This window comes from Duganella dendranthematis (assembly GCF_012849375.1).
In the GTDB taxonomy this organism is placed as follows: Bacteria; Pseudomonadota; Gammaproteobacteria; order Burkholderiales; family Burkholderiaceae_D; genus Rugamonas; species Rugamonas dendranthematis.
Genome location: NZ_CP051684.1, coordinates 2,466,548 through 2,488,547, shown reverse-complemented (window position 1 = coordinate 2,488,547; position 22,000 = coordinate 2,466,548). Strand labels below are relative to the sequence as shown.

26 protein-coding genes are annotated in these 22,000 nt (G+C 61.0%); 9 read left to right on the top strand and 17 right to left on the bottom strand.

Annotation, left to right across the window (positions count from 1 at the left end):
• Nucleotides 1-39 precede the first annotated feature (39 nt).
• Nucleotides 40-432 carry a rhodanese-like domain-containing protein gene (locus HH213_RS11465; RefSeq protein WP_169112331.1) on the top strand — a complete coding sequence of 131 codons (393 nt, stop codon included), beginning with the start codon at nucleotides 40-42 and terminating at the stop codon, nucleotides 430-432.
• Nucleotides 433-446: 14 nt separating this feature from the next.
• Here the strand turns inward: HH213_RS11465 and HH213_RS11460 are convergent, their stop codons facing one another.
• Nucleotides 447-1,049, bottom strand: coding sequence for a glutathione peroxidase (locus HH213_RS11460; protein ID WP_161055580.1), 603 nt, complete (start codon nucleotides 1,047-1,049; stop codon nucleotides 447-449).
• 121 nt (nucleotides 1,050-1,170) lie between these two features.
• Between HH213_RS11460 and HH213_RS11455 the strand changes: the two genes are divergently transcribed.
• Entirely contained in the window at nucleotides 1,171-2,208 is a 1,038-nt protein-coding gene (locus HH213_RS11455; protein WP_229263400.1) for an extracellular catalytic domain type 2 short-chain-length polyhydroxyalkanoate depolymerase, read from the top strand.
• Here HH213_RS11455 and HH213_RS11450 read toward each other — a convergent pair.
• From HH213_RS11450 to HH213_RS11435, 4 genes are read right to left on the bottom strand one after another with little or no spacing between them, the layout of a single operon-like run.
• Nucleotides 2,180-3,634, bottom strand: a complete 1,455-nt coding sequence (locus HH213_RS11450; RefSeq protein WP_169112330.1) for an NAD-dependent succinate-semialdehyde dehydrogenase — start codon at nucleotides 3,632-3,634, stop codon at nucleotides 2,180-2,182. The genes HH213_RS11455 and HH213_RS11450 overlap by 29 nt on opposite strands.
• Before the next feature lie 11 nt (nucleotides 3,635-3,645).
• Nucleotides 3,646-4,488: a PPK2 family polyphosphate kinase gene (locus HH213_RS11445; RefSeq protein WP_169112329.1), complete on the bottom strand. Its 843-nt coding sequence runs from the start codon at nucleotides 4,486-4,488 to the stop codon at nucleotides 3,646-3,648.
• 12 nt (nucleotides 4,489-4,500) lie between these two features.
• Nucleotides 4,501-6,123, bottom strand: coding sequence for an NAD(P)-binding protein (locus tag HH213_RS11440; RefSeq protein ID WP_110846071.1), 1,623 nt, complete (start codon nucleotides 6,121-6,123; stop codon nucleotides 4,501-4,503).
• On the bottom strand, nucleotides 6,123-7,634 hold the full coding sequence (locus tag HH213_RS11435) for a polyamine aminopropyltransferase (RefSeq protein WP_169112328.1): 1,512 nt from the start codon (nucleotides 7,632-7,634) through the stop codon (nucleotides 6,123-6,125). Before HH213_RS11435 ends, HH213_RS11440 begins: the two co-directional genes overlap by 1 nt.
• Before the next feature lie 50 nt (nucleotides 7,635-7,684).
• Here HH213_RS11435 and HH213_RS11430 point away from each other — a divergent pair, with 50 nt between their 5' ends.
• From HH213_RS11430 to speD, 5 genes are read left to right on the top strand one after another with little or no spacing between them, the layout of a single operon-like run.
• The gene (locus HH213_RS11430; RefSeq protein ID WP_169112327.1) at nucleotides 7,685-8,071 is read left to right on the top strand and encodes a DUF350 domain-containing protein; all 387 of its coding nucleotides are present in this window, start codon (nucleotides 7,685-7,687) and stop codon (nucleotides 8,069-8,071) included.
• Between the two features lie 19 nt (nucleotides 8,072-8,090).
• Nucleotides 8,091-9,119, top strand: coding sequence for an SPFH domain-containing protein (locus HH213_RS11425; protein WP_169112326.1), 1,029 nt, complete (start codon nucleotides 8,091-8,093; stop codon nucleotides 9,117-9,119).
• Nucleotides 9,120-9,125: 6 nt separating this feature from the next.
• Nucleotides 9,126-10,595 (top strand): DUF4178 domain-containing protein, encoded by a 1,470-nt coding sequence (locus HH213_RS11420; RefSeq protein ID WP_169112325.1) that lies wholly within the window; start codon nucleotides 9,126-9,128, stop codon nucleotides 10,593-10,595.
• Nucleotides 10,592-10,768 carry a hypothetical protein gene (locus tag HH213_RS11415; protein WP_169112324.1) on the top strand — a complete coding sequence of 59 codons (177 nt, stop codon included), beginning with the start codon at nucleotides 10,592-10,594 and terminating at the stop codon, nucleotides 10,766-10,768. The genes HH213_RS11420 and HH213_RS11415 overlap by 4 nt, the downstream gene beginning before the upstream one ends.
• Nucleotides 10,765-11,148, top strand: a complete 384-nt coding sequence (gene speD / locus HH213_RS11410) for an adenosylmethionine decarboxylase (protein ID WP_110846066.1) — start codon at nucleotides 10,765-10,767, stop codon at nucleotides 11,146-11,148. Before HH213_RS11415 ends, speD begins: the two co-directional genes overlap by 4 nt.
• Here speD and HH213_RS11405 read toward each other — a convergent pair.
• Complete coding sequence (locus HH213_RS11405; RefSeq protein WP_169112323.1) at nucleotides 11,126-11,833, bottom strand: CPBP family intramembrane glutamic endopeptidase; 708 nt, start codon at nucleotides 11,831-11,833, stop codon at nucleotides 11,126-11,128. The two genes, speD and HH213_RS11405, sit on opposite strands and share 23 nt — an antisense overlap.
• A complete protein-coding gene (locus HH213_RS11400; protein ID WP_169112322.1) occupies nucleotides 11,830-12,459 on the bottom strand; it encodes a glutathione S-transferase family protein in 630 nt (209 codons plus the stop codon). The genes HH213_RS11405 and HH213_RS11400 overlap by 4 nt, the downstream gene beginning before the upstream one ends.
• A gap of 77 nt (nucleotides 12,460-12,536) precedes the next feature.
• Here HH213_RS11400 and HH213_RS11395 point away from each other — a divergent pair, with 77 nt between their 5' ends.
• Together HH213_RS11395 and HH213_RS11390 are read left to right on the top strand one after the other, a co-directional pair.
• The gene (locus HH213_RS11395) at nucleotides 12,537-13,352 is read left to right on the top strand and encodes an AraC family transcriptional regulator (protein ID WP_169112321.1); all 816 of its coding nucleotides are present in this window, start codon (nucleotides 12,537-12,539) and stop codon (nucleotides 13,350-13,352) included.
• 149 nt (nucleotides 13,353-13,501) lie between these two features.
• Complete coding sequence (locus HH213_RS11390) at nucleotides 13,502-13,723, top strand: DUF433 domain-containing protein (RefSeq protein WP_169112320.1); 222 nt, start codon at nucleotides 13,502-13,504, stop codon at nucleotides 13,721-13,723.
• 168 nt (nucleotides 13,724-13,891) lie between these two features.
• On the opposite strand, the gene HH213_RS11385 is transcribed toward HH213_RS11390, so the two are convergent.
• From HH213_RS11385 to HH213_RS11340, 10 genes are all read right to left on the bottom strand, one after another.
• Complete coding sequence (locus HH213_RS11385) at nucleotides 13,892-14,314, bottom strand: F0F1 ATP synthase subunit epsilon (RefSeq protein WP_110846061.1); 423 nt, start codon at nucleotides 14,312-14,314, stop codon at nucleotides 13,892-13,894.
• Nucleotides 14,315-14,372: 58 nt separating this feature from the next.
• On the bottom strand, nucleotides 14,373-15,773 hold the full coding sequence (atpD, locus tag HH213_RS11380; RefSeq protein WP_110846060.1) for a F0F1 ATP synthase subunit beta: 1,401 nt from the start codon (nucleotides 15,771-15,773) through the stop codon (nucleotides 14,373-14,375).
• A gap of 30 nt (nucleotides 15,774-15,803) precedes the next feature.
• Nucleotides 15,804-16,679: a F0F1 ATP synthase subunit gamma gene (gene atpG / locus HH213_RS11375; protein ID WP_110846059.1), complete on the bottom strand. Its 876-nt coding sequence runs from the start codon at nucleotides 16,677-16,679 to the stop codon at nucleotides 15,804-15,806.
• Between the two features lie 58 nt (nucleotides 16,680-16,737).
• Nucleotides 16,738-18,279: a F0F1 ATP synthase subunit alpha gene (gene atpA / locus HH213_RS11370; RefSeq protein WP_110846058.1), complete on the bottom strand. Its 1,542-nt coding sequence runs from the start codon at nucleotides 18,277-18,279 to the stop codon at nucleotides 16,738-16,740.
• A gap of 67 nt (nucleotides 18,280-18,346) precedes the next feature.
• The gene (locus tag HH213_RS11365) at nucleotides 18,347-18,892 is read right to left on the bottom strand and encodes a F0F1 ATP synthase subunit delta (RefSeq protein WP_110846057.1); all 546 of its coding nucleotides are present in this window, start codon (nucleotides 18,890-18,892) and stop codon (nucleotides 18,347-18,349) included.
• A 2-nt stretch (nucleotides 18,893-18,894) separates the two neighbouring features.
• A complete protein-coding gene (locus HH213_RS11360) occupies nucleotides 18,895-19,365 on the bottom strand; it encodes a F0F1 ATP synthase subunit B (RefSeq protein WP_110846056.1) in 471 nt (156 codons plus the stop codon).
• 42 nt (nucleotides 19,366-19,407) lie between these two features.
• On the bottom strand, nucleotides 19,408-19,686 hold the full coding sequence (gene atpE, locus HH213_RS11355) for a F0F1 ATP synthase subunit C (RefSeq protein ID WP_072782978.1): 279 nt from the start codon (nucleotides 19,684-19,686) through the stop codon (nucleotides 19,408-19,410).
• A gap of 59 nt (nucleotides 19,687-19,745) precedes the next feature.
• Nucleotides 19,746-20,540 (bottom strand): F0F1 ATP synthase subunit A, encoded by a 795-nt coding sequence (atpB, locus tag HH213_RS11350; protein WP_110846055.1) that lies wholly within the window; start codon nucleotides 20,538-20,540, stop codon nucleotides 19,746-19,748.
• Between the two features lie 21 nt (nucleotides 20,541-20,561).
• Nucleotides 20,562-20,927 carry an ATP synthase subunit I gene (locus HH213_RS11345; protein WP_229263399.1) on the bottom strand — a complete coding sequence of 122 codons (366 nt, stop codon included), beginning with the start codon at nucleotides 20,925-20,927 and terminating at the stop codon, nucleotides 20,562-20,564.
• 192 nt (nucleotides 20,928-21,119) lie between these two features.
• The gene (locus HH213_RS11340; protein WP_110846053.1) at nucleotides 21,120-21,989 is read right to left on the bottom strand and encodes a ParB/RepB/Spo0J family partition protein; all 870 of its coding nucleotides are present in this window, start codon (nucleotides 21,987-21,989) and stop codon (nucleotides 21,120-21,122) included.
• Between the last annotated feature and the right edge of the window lie 11 nt (nucleotides 21,990-22,000).

Genomic DNA, 22,000 nt, shown 5'->3' with positions numbered 1-22,000 from the left:
CGTCGGCACAATGAAGGCTCATCTACATAGGAGAGTCCGATGTCCCACGTTACCGCCGTTCCCGCCGCCGACAGCGCCGCCGCGCTGTCCCACTTTGAAGCCAGCTTCCGCTACGAAACCGATTGCTGGGACGTGCACGATGCCATGTCCGGCGGCCAACCGGATTTCGTGCTGCTGGATGTACGGGGAACGGAAAAGTACGCAGCCGGCCACGTGCCCGGCGCGCTGGATCTGGCGCGTCGCAAGATCATCGGCTCAAAGCTCGCCGAATTTCCGGCCGACACGCTGTTCGTGGTCTATTGCGCCGGCCCGCACTGCAACGGCGCGGCCCGCGCCGCCGTGCGGCTGGCGCAACTGGGCCGGCCGGTCAAGCTGATGACCGGCGGCATTACCGGCTGGCTGGATGAAGGTTTCGTCCTGGCCAGCGTTTAGTCAAGACCCAAGCGTCAGGTGCCGAGCGCTTTTTCGACGGCGCTGACCAGTTGCTTGTCGGTCGGCGTAACCTTGCTGCCGAAGTTGTTGACCACATTGCCGTTGCGGTCGATCAGGTACTTGTGGAAGTTCCAGGCCGGCGCCTTGCCGGTCGCTTTGATCAGGTTGGCGAACAACGGATTCGGCTCCTTGCCGGACACCACCGACTTGGCAAACATCGGGAATTTCACGCCGTAGGTGTTGTAGCAGAAATCGGCGATTTCCTTGCTGCTGCCGGGTTCCTGCTGGCCGAAATCGTTCGACGGGAAGCCCAGCACCACCAGGCCTTTGCTGCCGTACTTGGCGTACAGCCCTTCCAGACCTTCATACTGGTTGGTGAAGCCGCAGTAGCTGGCGGTGTTGACCACCAGGATCACCTTGCCGGAATACTGGCACAGGTCCTGCGGCGAATCGTCCTGCAGGCGCTTGAAGGATTGCTTGAGGATGGCCGGGCAGCTGGCGGGAGCAGTCGCCGCCGGCGCTGCCGCTGCGGCGGCAGGTGCTTGCGCAAACGCGGAAGCGCTGGCCAGCATGGTCAGCGAGGAAACGAGGCACAGTTGGGCGAAAGTCTTGGACATGGTGTCGGCCGGAAAGAATAGTAAAAAAATCATTCTAGTCCAATTTAGTGCCCGTCGCACGATTGATCCAGATTAAGTAAAACGCCGCCCACCGCGCTAACGTCATGCGACGGAGGCGGATATGCGGATCTTGTTGTGGTGCTTGCTATGGCTGGTCAGTATCGCCCAGGCGCAGGTGATGTCGCTGCCGGCGTTGAATGCCGGCCAGGTCAGCGTCTCCGGCCTGTCGTCGGGCGCGTTTATGGCGGTGCAGTTCGAAGTAGCCTTTTCGCGCACCGTGATCGGCGCCGGGGTGATTGCCGGCGGCCCCTATTTCTGCGCGCAGGGCAGCGTCTACGCCGCCACCACCACCTGTACCTGCACCAACGAATTCTTCTCCTGCCGCGTGCGTCCCGGCGGCACCCGCGTGCAAGACCTGATCACCCTCACCGACTGGTTCGCCGCCTCGCAAAGCATCGATCCCACCAGCGCGCTGGCCAGCCACCGCGTCTGGATGCTATCCGGCACCCTCGATTCGGTGGTGCCCCAGGCGGTGATGAACGACCTGCTGACCTACTACCGCCACTACATCGACGCCAACCGCATCACCTACCAGCGCAACCTGGTGGCCGAACACGCGATGCCCACTGACAGCTACGGCAACACCTGCGCCACGCTCGGTTCGCCCTACATCAACAACTGCAACGATGACGCCGCCGGTGCCCTGCTGAGCTGGATCTACGGCCCGCTGGCCGCGCGCAATACGGGCACGCTGAGCGGCCGCTTCATCGCCTTCGACCAGTCGGAATTCATCGCTCTGCCCACCTGGCACGGCATGGCCGACACCGGCTACCTGTACGTGCCGGCATCGTGCGAAAGCGGCGGCTGCCGGTTGCATGTGGCGTTCCACGGCTGCCAGCAAAACCAGGACAGCATCGGCACGCTGTTCATCCGTCACGCCGGCTACAACGCCTGGGCCGACACCAACCGCATGCTGGTCCTGTATCCGCAAACCGTCGCCACCTTCGCCAATCCGAACAGCTGCTGGGACTGGTGGGCGTATGACGACACGCGCTACGCGCAAAAAAATGGCCGCCAGATGGCGGCCGTCAAACGCATGGTGGACCGGCTGGCCGGCAGCACCATCGCGCTTATATGCCGCCGAGGCAGATGTACTTGACCACCAGGTAGTCCTCGATGCCGAGGTGCGAACCTTCGCGCCCCAGGCCAGATTGCTTGACGCCACCAAACGGCGCCGCCTCGGTGGAAATCAGGCCGGTGTTGATGCCCACCATGCCGCTCTCCAGTCCCTCCGCCACGCGCCAGATGCGGCCGACGTCGCGCGAATAGAAATAGCTGGCCAGGCCAAACTTGGTATCGTTGGCCAAGGCGATGGCTTCGTCATCGGTGTGGAAGCGGAACAGCGGCGCCATCGGACCGAAGGTCTCTTCCTTGGCCACCAGCATGTCGGCAGTCACGTCAGCAATCACGGTCGGCTGGAAGAAGCTGTGTCCCAGCTCGTGACGCTTGCCGCCCAACAGCAGGCGGCCACCTTTGGCCAGCGCATCGGCCACATGCTGTTCGACCTTTTGCACCGCCTTCTCATCGATCAGCGGACCTTGCGTCACGCCCTCGTCGACGCCGTTGCCGACCTTGAGCTTTTCCACCGCCGCCACCAGCTTTTGCGCAAACGCTTCGTACACGCCGTCCTGCACGTAGATGCGGTTGGCGCACACGCAGGTCTGGCCGGCATTGCGGTACTTGGAGGCGATGGCGCCTTCCACCGCCGCGTCCAGGTCGGCGTCGTCGAACACGATGAACGGCGCGTTGCCGCCCAACTCCAGCGACAGTTTCTTGATGGTCGGCGCGCTCTGCTCCATCAGCAGTCGGCCCACCTGCGTGGAACCGGTAAAGGTCAGCTTGCGCACCAGCGGATTGGCGGTCATCTCGCCGCCGATGTCCTTGGATTTACCGGTCAACACGCTGAACACGCCGGCCGGCACGCCCGCCCGTTCCGCCAATACCGCCAGCGCCAGCGCGCTGTACGGCGTCGACTCGGCCGGCTTGAGCACCATCGGGCAGCCGGCGGCCAACGCTGGCCCGGCCTTGCGGGTGATCATCGCAATCGGAAAATTCCACGGCGTGATGGCGGCGCACACGCCGATCGGCTCCTTGGTGACCAGGATGCGGCGGTCCTGCCACGGCGACGGCAGCGTCTCACCGGCCACGCGCTTGGCCTGCTCGCCAAACCACTCGATGAACGACGCCCCATACGCCACCTCGCCGCGCGACTCGGACAGCGGCTTGCCCTGCTCGGCCGTCATCAGCAGCGCCAGGTCGTCGGTGTTTTCCAGGATCAGGTCATTCCACTTGCGCAGGATGCGCGCGCGTTCGACGGCGGGCTTTTTGCGCCACGCCGGCCAGGCGGCGTTGGCAGCGTCGATGGCGCGTTTGGTTTCGGCCGCGCCCATCACCGGCACGGTGCCGATTTGTTCGCCGGTGGCGGGGTTGGTGACGGCCAGCGTGGCGCCGCCGTCAGCATCAGTCCATTCGCCGTTAATGTAGCCCTGCTGGCGCAGCAGACTGGGATCTTTCAATTGCAGCATATGTCATCTCCTTACTCCACGGTGAAAGACGACAGATCCGGATGCGGCGGCGGATAGCTCAGGTCCATGCCTTCCAGCGTCTCCAGCAGCAGGCTGGCGATCACCAGGTTGCGATGGGTCTTGGAGTTGGCCGGCACCACATACCATGGCGCGTGCGGTGCATCCGTCTCGCGGATCGCCTTTTCGTACGCGCGCTGATAGTCGTCCCATTTTTCGCGTTGCTTGATGTCTTCCGGATTGAATTTCCACTGCTTGTCCGGGTCGTCCAGGCGCTCCTGCAAGCGCTCGCGCTGTTCTTCCTTCGAGATGTGCAGGAATACCTTGATGATCACCGTGCCCGTTTCCGCCAGCATGCGTTCGAAGTCGCGAATCTGCGCGTAGCGGCGCTTGCACTCGTCGTCATCGATCCAGCCCTGCACCTTGGTGATCAACACATCTTCGTAATGACTGCGGTTGAAGATGGCGATCTCGCCGTTGGCCGGCACGTACTGGTGCACGCGCCACAGGTAATCGTGCGCCAGTTCGGCGTCGGTCGGCCCTTTAAAAGCCACGGCGCGCAAGCCCATCGGGCTGATGCCCTTGAACAGCGCGCGCACCGTGCCGTCCTTGCCGCCGGTGTCCGTGCCTTGCAGGACCAGCAGCACTTTCTGCTTGTGCTGCGCGTACAGCTTGTCCTGCAAAGCGGCGATGCGGTCGATCAGCGCGGCGGTGCGTTCCAGGTCGAGCGCCTTGGCCTTGGACTTGCGCAGCTTCGGATTGGCGGCACGGCTGGAGAAGACGTCATCGTCGGCGTCTTCATCGCGAAGCTTGAGTTTAGGCGGGGCGCGAAAGCGCTGGCGGGCATTGTGTGTCATGAATTGAGCTTATCATTTAGCGGCGAGCTGTGCCGCGCGATATCCCCACCAGGCGGCTTCCTCGAAAACGGAAAAGCCTGACAGGTCGGCATGGGCAAACAAAATCGGACCATCTACTTCACGCAATGCTCGCATGCCAGCGTTGTTGCGGAAACCGGGCCAAGGAACAGCCATCGCATGCCCCCTCAGGGTGATGTCGACCCGCTCCACACAGGAGGCGAATTGCGCGCCGTAGGCGGTTTTGAGATCGGCGCTGGCCAGCGCCAGCAGCTCTTCCGGCGTGGCCGACGCCATCCAGTGGCGCGCCGTGCTGGCCTTGCGGTCGGACAGCGCGACATAGGAACTGAACACGGTTTTTTCCGGCGGCTGCACGCGGATATCCTGGTGGGTGGACACCACGAAGCCCAGTCCCGGCTCGCTGTACACCACGTTATCCCAGGACAGCGGCTGCGGGTTTGGCCCGCCTTGGAGTTCCTCGGGAAAGCGCTTGAGCAGGAAGTTCGCCACCATCCACGGCGCGTATTCCGGTACATGCTTAGTTGCGTCGAAACCGTATTCTCCGATGTTATCCACAACCCGCGCCGCCACATAGGTCGGCATCGCGCAGATGGCTTTGCGCGCGCGCACCAGGTAACTGGTGGCCTGGCCGTTTTCCAGCTTGAAGCACAGGGCCTCGACGCCATCGGCGGTTTTCTTCAGCGATATCGCCGTCCCCGCCATGCGCTTGACCTCCGCTGCGCGCTCGATGCCGGATACCAGCGGCTGCAAGCCGCCCGGCCATGTCAGCCAGGCGCCGTTGCCGGCATTGGCGGCCTGGCCCCAGCGGCTGCAGTAGTAATGCAGGCCGGCCCACGCCGACACCTTGTCGTAGCGCGTGCCATAGTCATCGCGGCAGCAGTAGTTCAGATACCAGTGCAGCGTAGGCGACTTGTAGCCGTTCTGCTCCATCCACTGCTTGAGCGAGATGCGATCCAGCGCCTGCCACTCGGGATCTTCCGACGACATCACGGTCGGGAACACGAACACGCGGCGGCCATCGGCGCCATGCAGTTGGCGCAGCCGGTGTACTTCGTCGAAGAAGCGCTTGTGCTCATCCAGCTCCCACTTCGGCACGCCGTCGGTGGGAATGAAGCCGTCCTGCCAGTGGCCGTTGAACAGCAGGCGCTCTTCCGGCGCATGCAGGATGAAGCGCTCGTCGTAGTAAGGCTTCTCGGCAAAGGCGTCCTTCTGGATGATGCCGAGATCCGCCAGGATTTCGCGCACGTGCGTGGACTCCGGCGACGGCAGCGGCAGATAGTGCGCGCCGGTCGGATATTCGTATTCGCCGAACGCGCCGCCGGCCGCGTTACCGTAGGGCTGTGGCCCGTCGATCATCAACACATCGGTCTTGCCGAGCTTTTTCAGCTTCCACGCGGCGGTCAGGCCGGACACGCCCGAGCCGAGTATCACCACATCGGTGTGGATAACTTGCGACGGCGGCGGAATGGCGCGGCGGTCGCGCAGGAAGTGGCCCTCATCGCGGCCAACGTAATGCACGGTCGGCGTGATCTCCTGCCAGCGCTGGAACGCCAGCCCGCTGCCGGTGACGGCCAGGCCGGAAGCGCCAGCCCACACCAGAAAAGAACGGCGCTGCATCAGCGGATCACCCGGCGCCAGTCCTGCTCGAATTCATGCACGAGCGACTGGGTGTTGAGACGGTTCGGCTCCATCGGCAGCGGCTTCATATCGGGCGGGAAGATGAACATCTCGCGCGTGGTGTCGGCGTTCAGGTAGCGCATCGGCAGGCGGTAGCTGGTGGGCGGCGCGTAGTTGGCCTGTGACATCGCCAGGATGAAGCCCCATTCGCCGAACGATGGCACGTAGGCGTGATACGGATAGGTTTTCAGGCCCACTTCGCGCAGCGTCGAATCGATGGTCCAGTAAGCGTGCGGCGCGAAGAACGGCGACGTCGATTGCACCACCATCAGGCCATTGGCCGCCAGATGCTTGCGCACCATGCCGTAGAACGGCACCGAATACAGTTTGCCCAGCGCGAAGCTGGAGGGATCGGGGAAGTCGACGATGACGGCGTCGAACATATCGTCGTTGTGCTGCAGCCAGATGGCCGCATCGGCGTTCACCACGCGTACGCGCTTGTCGCTGAACGAGCCGTGATTGAGCTTGACCAGTTCCTCGCGGTGGGTGAAGGCGCCGGTCATGGCGGGGTCGAGGTCGACCAGCGTTACATGCTCGATGTTCTGGTAGCGCAGGATCTCGCGCAGCGCAAGGCCGTCGCCACCACCCAGCACCAGCACCCGCTTCGCCCAGGGCAGCGGCTGCAGCACCGGATGCACCAACGCCTCGTGATAACGGTATTCGTCGCGCGACGAGAATTGCAGATTGCCGTTGATGTACAGGCGCGTATCGTCCTTCCAGCGCGTGATGACCAGGCGCTGATATGGCGTGGTGGTGGCAAACACGATTTCGTCGCCGAACAGGCCATGCTCGCCCCAGTAGGTCATCTTGTCGGCGAAGGCAAAGCCGAACACCAAGGCGCACAACACCGCGCTGGCGCGCAGCAAACGGCCGGTGACGTTTTTCAGCTCTGTGGAAAACGCCTTGATTGTCCACAGGGCCACGCCGACATTCAGCATGCCGAACAGGAAGCCGGTGCGCACCAGGCCCAGATACGGCGCCAGTACCAGCGGGAACAGCAGCGACACCGCCAGCGCGCCCAGATAATCGAAAGTCAGCACGCGGCTGACCAGTTCATTGAATTCGGTTTGCCGCGCATTCAGCGCGCGCATCACCAGTGGCACCTCCATACCGACAAACGCGCCGACCAGAAACACCATGGTGTACAACAGCGTGCGGAACGGCGCCGCCATCCACGCGAAGGTCAGGAACAGCACCGCCGCCGACACGCCGCCGATCAGGCCCACCGCCAGCTCGATATCGACAAAGCGCGCCAGCACATCCTCGTCCTTGACGTACTTGGAGAAATGCGCGCCGACGCCCATCGCAAACAGGTAGCATCCGATAATCGTCGAGAACTGCAGCACCGAATCGCCCAGCAGATAACTGGACAGCGCACCGGCAATCAGCTCATACGCCAGTCCACACGACGCCACGACGAAGACGGACAAAATCAGAATCTTTTTGGTCATTTCTGCTCATTTGCATTATTATCAAGTAATACTTTACCTGAAGGTGTGCCGTGCCCGCCATCCTAAACTACCTGATTCACCTGTTGCTGGCCGCTTTGCTGCTGGCCGTGTTCTTCAAGGCCTACACCTGGTCGACGCCGTTCGACGAGGTCAAGCTGATCCGCGCGGGCAATCAGGCGGCGGCGCTATCGCTGGGCGGGGCGGTGATCGGTTTTTCAATCACCATCGGTTCGGCGCTGATGCATACTCTCGACTACCAGCAGTTTTTCGCCTGGGCCTTCGGCGCCATGCTGATCCAGATGCTGGCCTACGCCATCACCACGCGGGTGCTGAACATGTCCAAAGACCAGATTGAGGCGAACAACACGGCGTTCGGCGGCCTGCTCGGCGCGATTTCCATTTCCATCGGCGTGATCAACGGCGCCGGCATTTCCTAATTTCGAAGCGAGGACCATCATGGGTATCGGCAGCTTTATCAAGAAGCAGTTTATCGATGTACTGCAATGGAACGAGGACACCGACGGCGTGCTGGCATGGCGTTATCCGATGGCCGACCAGGAGATCCAGAACGGCGGCCAGCTGGTGGTGCGCGAATCACAGGTGGCGGTGTTCGTCAACGAAGGCCAGGTGGCCGACGTCTTCGGTCCCGGTACCCACACGCTGACCACCCGCACGCTGCCGGTGCTGACCAACCTGAAAAACTGGGACAAGCTGTTTGATTCGCCGTTCAAGTCGGACGTGTACTTCTTCAGCACCCGCGTGCAGACCGGCCGCAAATGGGGCACGCCGCAGCCGATCACCATCCGCGACAAGGACTTCGACATGGTGCGCGTGCGCGCCTTCGGCATGTACTCGTACCGCGTGACCAACGCGCGTACCTTCTTCACCGAAATCAGCGGCACGCGCGAGGTCTACACCCGCGACGAGGTAGAAGACCAGCTGCGCGGCATTCTGATGGCCAGCATGGCCAGTTCGCTCGGCGCGTCGCAGGTGCCGTTCCTCGACATGGCGGCCAACCAGGCGCTGATGGCGCAGCAGGTCAAGGGCGACCTGACCACGGCGTTTGCCCGCTATGGCATCGCACTGGATGAATTCAACGTGGCCAGCGTCAGCCTGCCGGAAGAACTGCAGGCGGCGCTGGACGAGCGCATCTCGGCCGGCATGAAGGGCGGCATGAGCGCCGACAAGCTGGCCGGCTTTACCAAATACCAGGTGGCTAGTTCGATTCCACTAGCGGCCAGCAACGAGGGCGGCCTGGCCGGCATCGGCGCGGGCCTCGGTGCCGGACTGTCGGTGGGCCAGGTGATCGGCCAGACCATGGGCGGCACGCTAGCGCCGCAAGCCGCCGCACCTGCCGCACCTGCCACCGAGGACTCGATCGAAGACCGTCTGGGAAAACTCAAGGGCCTGCTCGACAAAGGCCTGATCTCGGCCGCCGACTACGACAGCACCAAGGCCGAGCTGCTGAAAAAACTGATCGGCTAATACTGCATGCAAATCGTTTCCTGTCCCAGCTGCGGCGCGGAAGTTAAATTCCGCTCGCACGCCTCGGTCATGGCGGTCTGCGAGTATTGCAGCACACGAGTGCTCAAGGATGCCAACGCCGTCAAAGACCTGGGCAAGATGTCGTCCGTGCTGGAGGACTACTCGCCGATCCAGATCGGCACCGCCGGCGTGCTCGGCGGCCGGCCGTTCACCGTGGTCGGCCGCATCCAGCTGCGCTACTCGGCCGGTATGTGGAACGAATGGTATCTGCTGTTCGACGACGGTAAAACCTCGTGGCTGGGCGATTCGTCCGGCATGTACACCATCACCGCCGAATACGACGGCGCCAAGCCGCCGCAGGCTTTCGAGGACCTGGTGCCCGGCCGAACCTACGGCATCGGCGGCGGCTTGTACACGGCGGCCGAAGTGCGCGTGGCCGATTGCATCGGCGGCCAGGGCGAGCTGCCGTTCAAGGTAGGCGACGGCTACCAGGCCAAAGTGGCCGACTTCCGCCGCGGCCAGGAATTCATCACGCTCGATTATTCCGACGGTCCGCAACCGGTGGTCTACACCGGTATCGCCGTCACGCTCGACAGCCTGCAATGCCAGCTGCTGCGCGACGACGACACCATCCAGCGCGCGGCCGGCCGCTATCGCGGCAAGCTCACGGCGCTGGACTGCCCGTCGTGCGGCACGCCGATCAAATATCTGCCCGGCATTACCGCCAACCTGGTATGCCCGGCCTGCGCCACGCAGATCGACGCCTCCAGTCCGAAAGCGCAGGTGGTGGCCGCCGGCGAACGGGTGGAAGCCGTGCCGCTGATGCTGGAACTGGGCGCCACCGCCAAGATCAACAACCAGGACTTCACCATCATCGGCATGATGCGGCGCGCCGACGATGAGGCCAACGAGTGGGACGAATATCTGATGTACGGCCCGCGCGCCGGCTTCTCCTGGCTGGTGCTGACGGAAGACGGCTGGTCCGGTGCCAACGTGCTGTCGTCGTGGCCGATGTCGTACATGCCCGGCGCCGGTAATGTGGCTGTGGATAAGGTGCAGTTTTCCGCCTTGTACAGCTACGAGGCGGAAGTCACCTATGCGGTGGGCGCCTTCAACTGGCGCGTGTCCGTCGGCGACAAGGCGCAGGTGGCGGAATTCCAGGCCGGCCAGTTGCGGCTGGCCGCCGAGACCACCGACAGCGAGATGACATGGTCGCGCTCCTCGCCGGTGTCGGCCGACCAGCTGGCGATGTGGTTCGGCAAAGGCTTCAAGGGCAAGGTGAAAGCGCCGTCGAAGTCCAAGCCGTTCGGCAACAACCGTTATCGCACTACGGCCAAGTACATCATCTGGTTCATGCTGGTGGTGAATGCGGTGCCGCTGCTGTTCAACTTCTCCGGCACCTGGTTCATGACGGCGATCGCCGCGATCGCCATTTACCTGCCTGCTGTCTTCCTGGACGATAACGAAAAAACATGAGCAAATTTTTTATCTACGCGATCGTCGTCGTGCTGTTCAGCGCCGGTAGCAGCTGGACCCGCATGGTGAGCGGCGGCTCGGGCCGCAGCGCCGGCGGCAGCTCGTGGAGTTCGCACACCGGCGGTGGCGGCGGCAGCTGGGGTGGCGGTTCCGGCGGCGGAGGCCACAAGTGAAGCGCGAAGCGCTACCAGTGGCGACGACGACGCATGTGGCGTCCGGCACCCATGTGCTGGCCGACCTGAACGGCATCGCCGCCGGCAAACTGAGCGACTGCGCCGGGCTGGAAACGCTGCTGCGCCAGGCAGCCGAAGCGGCCGGCGCACACATCCTGTTCAGCCACTTCCATGCCTTCGGCGACGGCCAGGGCGTGACCGGCGTGGTGCTGCTGGCCGAGTCCCACATCACCATTCACACCTGGCCCGAATGCGGCTTCGCCGCCGCCGACATTTTCATGTGCGGCAGCGCGCAGCCGGAGTTAGCGCTTGCTCTCATCGAAAATGCGCTACAGCCGCTATCGCGCAAAGTCCAGGCTATCCAGCGTTCAATGACGTAGGCTGTACCAGCTGGCGCGCTGCCAGTTTTTTCAGCAATGCCGGCAGAAAGATAATCAGCGAATCGATCAGCGCGTGGGCGATGATGCAGGCGACCAGGTCGCGCTGCCACAGATAGAGGCCGGTCAACAACCCGCCGCCGAACAGCACGCCAACCAGGTGGCTCCACGACCAGCCGCCCAGGTGCGCCAGCGTGAACACCGTCAGCGGTATCAGCGCCGCCAGCCACAGGCTGCCGGTGATTTCGTGCAGGCTCTCGATCGGGTAGCCGCGAAACATGATTTCTTCGGTGACGCCGGCAGTGATCACCACCGCCCAGCGGAACCAGGCCGGCGTCGACAGCAGCCGCGTCAATCCCGCTTCCGAGCCTTCCGGCACCGCCGCCTTGCCGGCCTTGCTGGCCTGGATCACCGACAGCACCGATGTGGACAACACCGTCAATCCCAGCGCGGCGCCGATCAGCCAGGCCAGGTAATTGCCCCAGACGAGGCCGATGCTGGATAGCGGACGCTGTTCCCACAGCAGCAGCCACGCCAGCACGGTCAGGCAACAACCCCACGTCGTCAGCAGATGGCGCCGGATGTTCATCGGCTGGCCCTGGCTGTCGCGGTACAGGAAAGAGAACAGCGTCGGCAGGCCGAGCGCCAGCACCACGCCGATAATGGCGGTGACAGGGGAATCGCTCATGCCACCGCTTGCTCGGCGACCAGCGCCGCATCTTTTTCACGCGCGGCCAATGCCGCCGGTCGTTGGCTGACGCGCGCGATGTACTGTTCGATGACGGGGAGCTTGGGCACCAGGCCAAACATCACCATCCAGCCGAAGGCCGTACCCCACAGCACATCCAGCGCGCTGAATCGTTCGCCCAGCAGATACGGGCCTTTGCCCAGCTGCTCGATCAGCGTGTTGAACATGGTGTCGAAATCACCGTAGTGGCAGGCTTGCTTGTCAGCCGGCTTGTTCTTCAGCCACTGGTCGACAATCGCCGGCTCGAAGCAACTGCCGTAGAACGCCATCCAGCGCAGATAGGGACCGCGCAGCGGGTCGCCGAGCGGCGGCGCCAGTTTGGCGTCCGGGAACAAGTCGGCCAGATAGAGGTAGATCGCCACTTGTTCGGTAACGATGGCGTCACCATGGCGGATCGCCGGCACCTTGCCCATGGGGTTGACGGCGAGGTAGGCGGCTTCGCGGTTCTCGCCCTTTTTCATGTTCATCACATGCAGCTCGTACGGTGCGTGCAGTTCTTCCAGCAAGGTCAACACGCCGGTCGAGCGTGATTGCGGGCAGTGGTACAGGGTCAGTTGCGGTGCCATGATTTTCTCCTTCGGTTGGGTGAAAACGCACGATAACTCTTGCTAAGATGGGGGTCTTGTAAAAACGCGAACGCAATATGACAACGCTGCAAAGTGTACCGCGTCCGACCCGCGGTGTGGTGAATCCGGCGGCCGGCGAAAAAGTTTTCCGGCTGGAGCGCTACCTGCCGGACGCCGACCTGGCGCCGTTTGTCGAACACTTCTGGCTGGTGGCGTGGACGCTGCCGGACGGCGTGGTGCACGTGCAGCGCACCCTGCCTCGCCACGCCATCCATCTGGTGTTTGACGAGGGCCGCACGGCCATCTTCGGCGTGATGACGGGATCGTTTGAATATACGCTGCAAGGCAGCGGGCGGGTGCTGGGCATCAGCTTCCGGCCCGGCGCGTTTCGCGCCTTCCTGCAAGCCGAAGTGCAGTCGATCACCGATCGCCAGTTGCCGTTGTCCGCAGTCTTTGCCTGCGACGACGCGCAGACCGAGCGCAGCGTGATGGACGCGGCCGACGATGCCGGCATGGTCGCCGCCGCCAGCGCCTTCCTGCGCCGCGCGCTGCCAACGCCGGACCCGGCGGTGGAGCGCATTGCCACCATCCTGCAGGTAATCGACGACCATGCCGACATCACACAAGTGCAGCAGCTGGCCGATCATACCGGGATCAGCGTGCGCAAGCTGCAGCTGCTGTTCAAGGACTACATCGGCGCCAGCCCCAAGTGGATCATCCGACGCAAGCGCCTGCTGGACGCCGCCGACCTGCTGGCCCAAGGCAGCGCTATCAGCCTGGCCGAGCTGGCCCAGCAACTGGGTTATTACGATCAGGCGCATTTCACCACAGACTTCGAAAAACTCGTCGGCAAGCCCCCATCCGACTACCGCGTCAGCTGCAACGCGCGTTGAGGTCGGGGTGCATGCCGCTTTTGACCAAAACCTAGGTCAGACACAAGTTCCACGCTACGGTCTTTTTCCGACAGACCTAGCAGCGCAAGCAGTTTGGAAAGCGTATGGACTATACTTAAACGGCATAGAACCACTTAAGCGAGGAAATTATGACTGCCTCAATTATCCATTGTCATCCGGAGATTTATAGTGGCGCACCAGTTTTTGTGGGCACAAGCGTCCCACTGGCCGCGCTATTCGACTATCTCAAAGCTGGCGAATCTATCGAGAGCTTTCTAGATGATTTTCCTTCAGTAACGAAAAACTCTGCGATTGGCGCACTCGAAATCGCTGAGCGGTTGACCGCTGAACAAGCGTATTCTGCTAGATGAGTCGCTACCGCGACGATTGGCCAATGAGCTGATAGGGCATCAGGTCAGCACGGTCTTCAAATCAGAACTTTCTGCTGTTCGGCCGTGTACGCTGATCGAACTTCGATCATAAGCAATAAAAAAAGGCAGCCGAGGCTGCCTTTTTGCTGTGCTACCGGGTTGCGTTGCTTAGTGCTTCGCGCGCAGTTTGGCGATGGCTGCCAGCTGGCCGATGGCCGCTGCCAGTTCGGCTTGCGCTTTCGCGTAGTCGATGCCGGAGCTGTTGTTGGCCAGCGTTTCTTCAGCGCGTTTCTTGGCGGCCGATGCTTTGGCTTCGTCCAGATCCTTGCCGCGAATCGCGGTATCCGCCAGCACCGTCACCGCGCCAGGCTGCACTTCCAGCAGGCCGCCGGCGACGAAGACGAATTCTTCTTCAGCCTGGCCTGGAACCTGGATGCGCACCGCGCCCGGACGGATGCGGGTAATCAGCGGCGTGTGCTTCGGGTAGATACCCAGCTCGCCCTGCTCACCCGGCAACGCGACGAATTCGGCTTCGCCAGAGTAGATCAACTCCTCTGCCGAAACCACGTCAACGTGAATAGTGTTTGCCATGTGTGTCCTATCGGGTAGAACGCCCCCGCTTTACAGCGGAGGCGAACAACTCAAACAATTAGTTGAGTTTCTTGGCTTTTTCGATGGCTTCTTCGATCGTGCCGACCATGTAGAACGCTTGCTCTGGCAGGTGATCGAGTTCGCCCGACGCGATCATTTTGAAGCCCTTGATCGTGTCTTTCAGCGAAACGTATTTACCCGGCGCGCCGGTAAACACTTCAGCAACGTGGAACGGCTGCGACAGGAAACGCTGCATCTTACGTGCACGCGAGACCAGCAGTTTGTCTTCCGGCGCCAGTTCGTCCATACCCAGAATCGCGATGATGTCACGCAGTTCTTTGTAGCGCTGCAGGGTACCTTGCACGGCGCGGGCGGTGTCGTAGTGGTCCTGGCCCACAACCAGCGGGTCCAGCTGACGCGAGGTCGAATCCAGTGGGTCCACCGCAGGGTAGATACCCAGCGAGGCGATGTCACGCGACAGAACGACGGTCGAATCCAGGTGACCGAAGGTGGTCGCTGGCGACGGGTCGGTCAAGTCATCCGCTGGCACGTACACGGCCTGGATCGAGGTGATCGAACCGGTTTTGGTCGAGGTGATGCGCTCTTGCAGACGGCCCATCTCTTCGGCCAGGGTAGGCTGGTAACCCACTGCGGAAGGCATACGGCCCAGCAGTGCGGATACTTCGGTACCGGCCAGGGTGAAGCGGTAGATGTTGTCGACGAAGAACAGCACGTCTTTGCCTTCATCACGGAACGCTTCCGCCATGGTCAGACCGGTCAGCGCGACGCGCAGACGGTTGCCTGGTGGTTCATTCATCTGACCGTAGACCATCGCGACTTTGGAGTTTTCCGGGGTTTCCAGATCGACCACTTTCGCATCAGCCATCTCGTGGTAGAAGTCGTTACCTTCGCGGGTACGCTCGCCCACGCCAGCAAACACGGACAGACCCGAGTGTGCTTTAGCGATGTTGTTGATCAGTTCCATCATGTTCACGGTCTTGCCGACGCCGGCGCCACCGAACAGACCCACCTTACCGCCTTTGGCGAACGGGCAGACCAGGTCAATCACCTTGATGCCGGTTTCCAGCAGGTCTTGCGATGGCGACAGCTCATCGTATGCTGGTGGAGCGCGGTGGATCGAAGCGATCTGGTCGTGCGCGACCGGGCCGCATTCGTCAATCGGGTTGCCCAGCACGTCCATGATGCGACCCAGGGTTGCTTTACCCACTGGCACCATGATTGGCTTGCCGGTGTTCTGGATCATCATGCCGCGACGCAGACCATCCGACGTACCCAGTGCAATGGTACGCACGATGCCGTCACCCAGTTGTTGTTGTACTTCCAGCGTCAGCTCGGAGCCTTCCATCTTCAAGGCATCAAATACCTTGGGCATTGCGTTGCGTGGAAACTCAACGTCAACCACCGCGCCGATACACTGAACGATTTTGCCATCAGCCATGTTCGTTCCTTCAAATATAGTTAAATTCGTTTAAACCGCTGCCGCACCGGCGACGATTTCGGAGAGTTCTTTGGTAATTGCAGCCTGGCGGGTCTTGTTGTAGATCAGCTTCAATTCGCCGATCACGCTACCCGCGTTGTCGCTGGCCGCCTTCATCGCCACCATCCGCGCCGATTGCTCGGACGCCAGGTTTTCCGCCACCGACTGGTACACCAGCGCTTCTACATAGCGCTCCAGCAGTTCGTCGATGACAGTCGCTGCATCCGGCTCGTAGATGTAATCCCAGTTGTGATTACCTGCGTCAGCCTGCTTGGTTGCAGCCGGCAGGGGCAGCAATTGCTGGACCACCGGTTCCTGTTTCATCGTGTTGATGAACTTGGTGTAGCACAGGTAAACCGCATCGACCTCGCCATTCTGGAACTTTTCCAGCATGACTTTTACCGGGCCGATCAGTTTTTCCAGGTGCGGGGTGTCGCCGATCTGGGTGACTTGCGCCACCACCGGCACGCCGACGCGATTCAGGAAACCCAAACCTTTATTACCAATCGCCACTGCAGCAATCTTGTTGCCAGCGGCTTCCAGCTCACGCGATTTGTTCGTCACCAGACGCAGGATATTGGTGTTCATGCCGCCGCACAGACCTTTGTCGGTCGTGACCACGATGAAACCAATCGCCTTCGCCGTTTCCTTGGCTTCATCGGCCAGGAACGGGTGCGTGTACTCTGGGTTTGCGTTGGCCAGATTTGCAGCGATGTTACGAACTTTCTCACTGTAGGGACGGGCGGCGCGCATACGATCCTGCGCTTTGCGCATTTTCGATGCGGCAACCATTTCCATCGCCTTGGTGATCTTCTTCGTATTTTCTACGCTTTTGATCTTGCCACGTATCTCTTTGCCTACTGCCATGAGTCCTTACTCCTTCTGCGCTGACGGCGCTCCCGGGTGTCCCGGAGCGCCAAGCACCTTAAAATGCGCCGGATTTCTTGAAGTCGGCAATGGCGGCCGACAGCGTTGCTTCGCCGTCTTTGTCCAGTTGCTTCGACGATTCAATCTTCGACAGCAGGTCAGCTTGTTTGGTCTTCAGGTACGCATGCAGGCCGGCTTCGAACGACAGCACTTTCTTGACTTCGACATCATCCAGGTAGCCCTTGTTCACTGCGAACAGCGAAGCGGCCATCAGGGAGATCGACAGTGGCGAGTACTGTTTCTGTTTCAGCAGTTCGGTCACGCGGGCGCCGCGGTCCAGCTGCTTGCGGGTCGACTCGTCCAGGTCCGAAGCGAACTGCGCGAACGCAGCCAGTTCACGGTACTGGGCCAGGTCGGTACGGATACCGCCCGACAGGTTTTTGATGACCTTGGTCTGAGCAGCACCACCAACGCGCGACACCGAGATACCGGCGTTAATCGCAGGACGGATACCGGCGTTGAACAGCGAGGTTTCCAGGAAGATCTGGCCGTCGGTAATCGAAATCACGTTGGTCGGCACGAAGGCCGAGACGTCACCCGCCTGGGTTTCGATGATCGGCAGTGCGGTCAGCGAACCGGTCTTGCCTTTGACTTCACCCTTGGTGAAGGCTTCGACGTAGTCGGCGTTGACGCGGGCTGCGCGTTCCAGCAGACGGCTGTGCAGGTAGAACACGTCGCCTGGGTACGCTTCGCGGCCTGGTGGACGGCGCAGCAGCAGCGAGATCTGACGGTAAGCAACAGCTTGCTTCGACAGGTCATCGTAGACGATCAGCGCATCTTCACCGCGGTCGCGGAAGTATTCGCCCATGGTGCAACCCGAGTAGGCCGAAATGTACTGCATGGCAGCCGATTCCGACGCCGAAGCGGCGACCACGATGGTGTACTCCAGCGCGCCGTGCTCTTCCAGCGAGCGCACGATGTTCTTGATGGTCGAGGCTTTTTGACCGATGGCGACGTAGATACACGTCATGCCCTGGCCTTTTTGGTTGATGATCGCATCCACCGCCACAGCCGATTTACCGGTCTGGCGGTCGCCAATGATCAGCTCGCGCTGGCCACGGCCGATTGGTACCATCGCATCGATCGATTTCAGGCCGGTCTGCATTGGCTGCGAGACGGACTCACGGGCGATCACGCCTGGGGCAATCTTTTCGATTGGCGAGGTCAGCTTGGTAGCGATGGCGCCTTTGCCGTCGATCGGCTGGCCCAGGGCGTTGACCACGCGGCCACGCAGTTCCGGACCGACTGGCACTTCCAGAATACGGCCGGTGGTTTTGACGGTGTCGCCTTCCGAGATGTGCTCGTAAGCACCCAGGATCACGGAACCGACCGAATCACGTTCCAGATTCATGGCCAGGCCGAAGGTGTTGCCTGGGAATTCCAGCATCTCGCCTTGCATCACGTCCGACAGGCCGTGGATACGGACGATACCGTCGGCGACGGAAATAACCGTGCCTTGGTTACGTACTTCAGCGCCACCATCAAGGCCTTCGATACGGCTCTTGATCAGCTCGCTGATTTCAGATGGGTTGAGTTGCATACTAACTCCTAAAAGTGTTTCTCTCAGCTTGCGCGAGATGAAGAATCTGTTCTAAGCCGGCCGCAGATTAAGCGACCAGTGCAACACGCATTTGCTGCAGCTTGGCGCGCACCGAAGTGTCCAGCACTTCGTCACCGACCACCACGCGTACACCGCCGATCAGGGCTGGGTCCACGGTTACAACCGGGTTCAGCTTGCGGCTGAATTTCTTTTCCAGCGTAGCGATCAGCGTGCTCACTTGCGCGGCGTCCAGTTCGAAGGCGCTGGTGATCTCGGCGTCTGCGGCGCCTTCCGCGGCGTTTTTCAACGCCAGGAATTGCGTGCCGATTTCCGGCAGCAGACTGATACGGCCATTTTCCACCAGCATCGACAGGAAGTTAGTGGCTTCCGTGTTGACCGGGGTTTTCACCAGGGCCTTGAAGGCGGCGACGATATCGCTGTCCGACGCTTTCGGGTTGCGGGCGAATGCTTGCACCTCGGGGTGGGATGCGATCTGGGCCAGTTCGGCCACCAGTTCGGCCCACGCCGCGAGGTTGAACGATTCCTTACCTGCTTGGGCTACGCGGAACAAAGCTTCCGCGTAGGGACGGGCGACGGTTGCGTTTTCTGCCATGATTACAGCTCGACAGCCAGGCGCGACAACAGATCGGCGTGAGCCGAGGCGTTGACTTCGCGCTTGAGGATTTGCTCGGCGCCCTTCACAGCCAGGTCAGCCACCTGAGCGCGCAGCGCTTCGCGCGCCTTGGCCAGTTGCTGCTCGGCTTCAGCCTTGGCTTGCGCAATGATGCGGTCCGCTTCAGCTTGTGCATTCGCTTTGATTTCTTCGGCTACCAGTTGCGCGCGCTTTTCAGCGTCGGCAACGCGTTGCGAAGCTTCTTCGCGTGCACCGGACAGCGCTTCGGCGGCGCGTTTTTCCGCGACCACCATTGCTTGCTGACCTTGGTCGGCAGCGGCCAGACCATCAGCGATACGCTTGGCACGCTCATCCAACGCTGCATTCAGCGATGGAAATACGAACTTCATCGACACCCAGACCAGCACCGCGAAGGTGATCATCTGACCGATGAGAGACATATTGATGTCCATACCTTTGCTCCTAACTAAAAGTTTCTCCTAGGGTGGAGCAGATTACTGAGCGACGGTTTGCAGAGCGGCCAGGAATGGGTTGCTGAAGGTGTACAGCAGAGCAACACCAACGCCGATCATCGAGATCGCATCCAGCAGACCAGCGATAACGAACAGCTTGGTTTGCAGTTGTGGCATCAGTTCTGGTTGACGGGCCGACGCTTCCAGGAATTTACCGCCCAGAATGGCGAAACCCAGAGCGGTACCGATAGCGGCCAGGCCGATGATGATAGCGGCTGCCAGAACGGTCATGCTTTGTACTTGTGCGATCAGAGCTTGCATTGAAATTTCTCCTAAGATTTAAAAAAGACTACAGATACTAAAAAGTTAAAAACGAAAATTTAGTGCTTCTCAACCGCAATGGCCAGATACACAACCGTCAGCGCCATGAACACAAACGCTTGCAGGGTCACCACCAGAATGTGGAAGATCACCCACGGACCACCGAGCAGCCACTGTGCCCACCATGGCAGCAGAGCGATCAGAATGAACAGCAGTTCGCCGGCATACATATTGCCGAACAAACGCAGCGACAGCGACAGTGGCTTGGCCAGCAACTCGATCAGCTGGAAGGCCAGGTTGACCGGCGCCAGCACGATGGCCATGAAGCCATGCGCGTGGAACGGCGCGGTCAGCAGCTCTTTACCCCAGCCGCCCAGACCCTTGGCTTTGATCGAGAAACCAATAATGCACAGCATGACGCCGAACGACATGCCAAAAGTGTGGTTGACGTCGGCGGTCGGCACAACGCGCAGCTTGTGAACGCCGACGAACGACAGCAGCTTAGGCAGCAGGTCGACCGGCAGGAAGTCCATGGCGTTCATCAGCCAAACCCAGCAGAAAATGGTGATCGCCAGCGGGGCGATGACCTTGCTCTTGGCGTGGAAGGCCGAGTTGACCACTTCGTTGACCAGTTCCATCACGGCTTCGACGAAGTTTTGCAGCTTGCCCGGCACGCCGGCGGTGGCGCGGCGGCTGGCCATATAGAACACACCGAGGAAAACCAGGCCCAAAATCGCCGAAACCCAGAACGTGTCCAGGTTAAAGGCGCCGTCGGCCGATTTCAGGTGGCTCAAGTGGTGCTGAATGTACTCAATATTGGTGGGCGCGTCGTGCCCTACATGTTCAGTGGTCATAAAAATATAAGATTTTGGTGATTAAATTGCGAGCAGTGAAAACCAGTATGCCAAGGTTGCCACCGCGAAACCCAAGATCAGCCATAACCATGAGGCCGACTGAAACAACGCTAGCGCGACAATAAACAGCACTACCGTGATAAATATTTTTGTCACTTCGGCGCGCACATGCGCGCGAAAAGCTTTTTTGGCATCATTTGTTCCGCCCGCAACAATCATCGCGTACATCAGACTCCCGATGACTGCGATTGCTCCGCCATAGGCGGCCGACCAAGCTTTGTTTACTCCGCCAATATTCCAGGCGAGCAAGGCGAAACCAGTCACGATAGCGAACTGGAGGGCGACGACTCGGAACATCGGTCTGGAATTGCTCGACAAAACAGTCACTGCGAGCCTCCTTAAAAACCGATTAAACCCCAAAGACGCGTGATTATATGTGTCTTTCATGTATCACGTCAAACATGCTGCACCGCAGCAGAGCATTTAGTGCACGAATGAGACGCTTTTAGAAACATTTCCGCTGTCATTGCACCAAGTTGGAATCAGTTAGACGTTTTCCAACTTGGCGTGTTTAGTGCGCTAGGCGCGCAGGCGGGCGAGGACGCCGTCGAGGATGTCGAGGTCGGCAAAATCGATGATCATCTGGCCGCGGCCTTTGGCGCCCATCTTGAAGACCACCGGCGTGGCCAGCTTGTCGGACAGCTCTTCTTCCAGGCGCGAGATGTCGCCGGACTTTTCCTTGACGCGGGCTTCTTTTGGCGAAGCTTGCAGTTCTTCCAAGGTTTTGGAAACCAGTTTCTCGGTTTCGCGCACCGATAACCTTTTGGCAACCACCATGTTGGCGAGGTTGATCTGGGTGGCGGCGTCGACCGACAGCAGCGCGCGCGCGTGGCCCATGTCGATATCGCCGGCCATCAGCATGGTTTGCACCGGCGACGCCAGGTTCATCAGGCGCAGCAGGTTGGACACCGCGCTGCGCGAGCGGCCGACCGCCGTGGCCGCCTGCTCGTGGGTGAAGCTGAAGTCGGTGATCAGGCGGTGGATGCCCTGCGCCTCTTCCAGCGGATTCAGATCCTCGCGCTGCATGTTCTCGATCAGCGCCATGGCGGCGGCGGCCTGATCGTCGACATCGCGCACCAGGACCGGCAGCATGTCCAGTCCAGCCAGCTGGGCGGCGCGGAAGCGGCGTTCGCCGGCGATGATCTCGTATTTGTCCTTGCCGACCGGACGCACCAGGATAGGCTGCATGATGCCCTGGGTTTTGATCGAGGCGGCCAGCTCTTGCAGGCCACCTTCGTCCATGCGGGTACGCGGCTGATATTTACCAGCCTGCATTTTGCTCACTGGCAGTTCGGACGGCGTGTTGGCGTCCGCCGTGGTCAGATCGCTATCGCCGCCAAGCAGCGCGTCCAGGCCGCGACCCAGGCCTTTGAATTTTTTAGTTGCCATGTATGTGCCTA

Coding starts and splice junctions, on each gene's coding strand:
- HH213_RS11465 (WP_169112331.1), top strand. CDS start 40: ATGTCCCACGTTACCGCCGTTCCCGCCGCCGACAGCGCCGCCGCGCTG.
- HH213_RS11460 (WP_161055580.1), bottom strand. CDS start 1,049: ATGTCCAAGACTTTCGCCCAACTGTGCCTCGTTTCCTCGCTGACCATG.
- HH213_RS11455 (WP_229263400.1), top strand. CDS start 1,171: ATGCGGATCTTGTTGTGGTGCTTGCTATGGCTGGTCAGTATCGCCCAG.
- HH213_RS11450 (WP_169112330.1), bottom strand. CDS start 3,634: ATGCTGCAATTGAAAGATCCCAGTCTGCTGCGCCAGCAGGGCTACATT.
- HH213_RS11445 (WP_169112329.1), bottom strand. CDS start 4,488: ATGACACACAATGCCCGCCAGCGCTTTCGCGCCCCGCCTAAACTCAAG.
- HH213_RS11440 (WP_110846071.1), bottom strand. CDS start 6,123: ATGCAGCGCCGTTCTTTTCTGGTGTGGGCTGGCGCTTCCGGCCTGGCC.
- HH213_RS11435 (WP_169112328.1), bottom strand. CDS start 7,634: ATGACCAAAAAGATTCTGATTTTGTCCGTCTTCGTCGTGGCGTCGTGT.
- HH213_RS11425 (WP_169112326.1), top strand. CDS start 8,091: ATGGGTATCGGCAGCTTTATCAAGAAGCAGTTTATCGATGTACTGCAA.
- HH213_RS11420 (WP_169112325.1), top strand. CDS start 9,126: ATGCAAATCGTTTCCTGTCCCAGCTGCGGCGCGGAAGTTAAATTCCGC.
- HH213_RS11415 (WP_169112324.1), top strand. CDS start 10,592: ATGAGCAAATTTTTTATCTACGCGATCGTCGTCGTGCTGTTCAGCGCC.
- HH213_RS11405 (WP_169112323.1), bottom strand. CDS start 11,833: ATGAGCGATTCCCCTGTCACCGCCATTATCGGCGTGGTGCTGGCGCTC.
- HH213_RS11400 (WP_169112322.1), bottom strand. CDS start 12,459: ATGGCACCGCAACTGACCCTGTACCACTGCCCGCAATCACGCTCGACC.
- HH213_RS11395 (WP_169112321.1), top strand. CDS start 12,537: ATGACAACGCTGCAAAGTGTACCGCGTCCGACCCGCGGTGTGGTGAAT.
- HH213_RS11390 (WP_169112320.1), top strand. CDS start 13,502: ATGACTGCCTCAATTATCCATTGTCATCCGGAGATTTATAGTGGCGCA.
- HH213_RS11385 (WP_110846061.1), bottom strand. CDS start 14,314: ATGGCAAACACTATTCACGTTGACGTGGTTTCGGCAGAGGAGTTGATC.
- atpD (WP_110846060.1), bottom strand. CDS start 15,773: ATGGCTGATGGCAAAATCGTTCAGTGTATCGGCGCGGTGGTTGACGTT.
- atpG (WP_110846059.1), bottom strand. CDS start 16,679: ATGGCAGTAGGCAAAGAGATACGTGGCAAGATCAAAAGCGTAGAAAAT.
- atpA (WP_110846058.1), bottom strand. CDS start 18,279: ATGCAACTCAACCCATCTGAAATCAGCGAGCTGATCAAGAGCCGTATC.
- HH213_RS11365 (WP_110846057.1), bottom strand. CDS start 18,892: ATGGCAGAAAACGCAACCGTCGCCCGTCCCTACGCGGAAGCTTTGTTC.
- HH213_RS11360 (WP_110846056.1), bottom strand. CDS start 19,365: ATGGACATCAATATGTCTCTCATCGGTCAGATGATCACCTTCGCGGTG.
- atpE (WP_072782978.1), bottom strand. CDS start 19,686: ATGCAAGCTCTGATCGCACAAGTACAAAGCATGACCGTTCTGGCAGCC.
- atpB (WP_110846055.1), bottom strand. CDS start 20,540: ATGACCACTGAACATGTAGGGCACGACGCGCCCACCAATATTGAGTAC.
- HH213_RS11340 (WP_110846053.1), bottom strand. CDS start 21,989: ATGGCAACTAAAAAATTCAAAGGCCTGGGTCGCGGCCTGGACGCGCTG.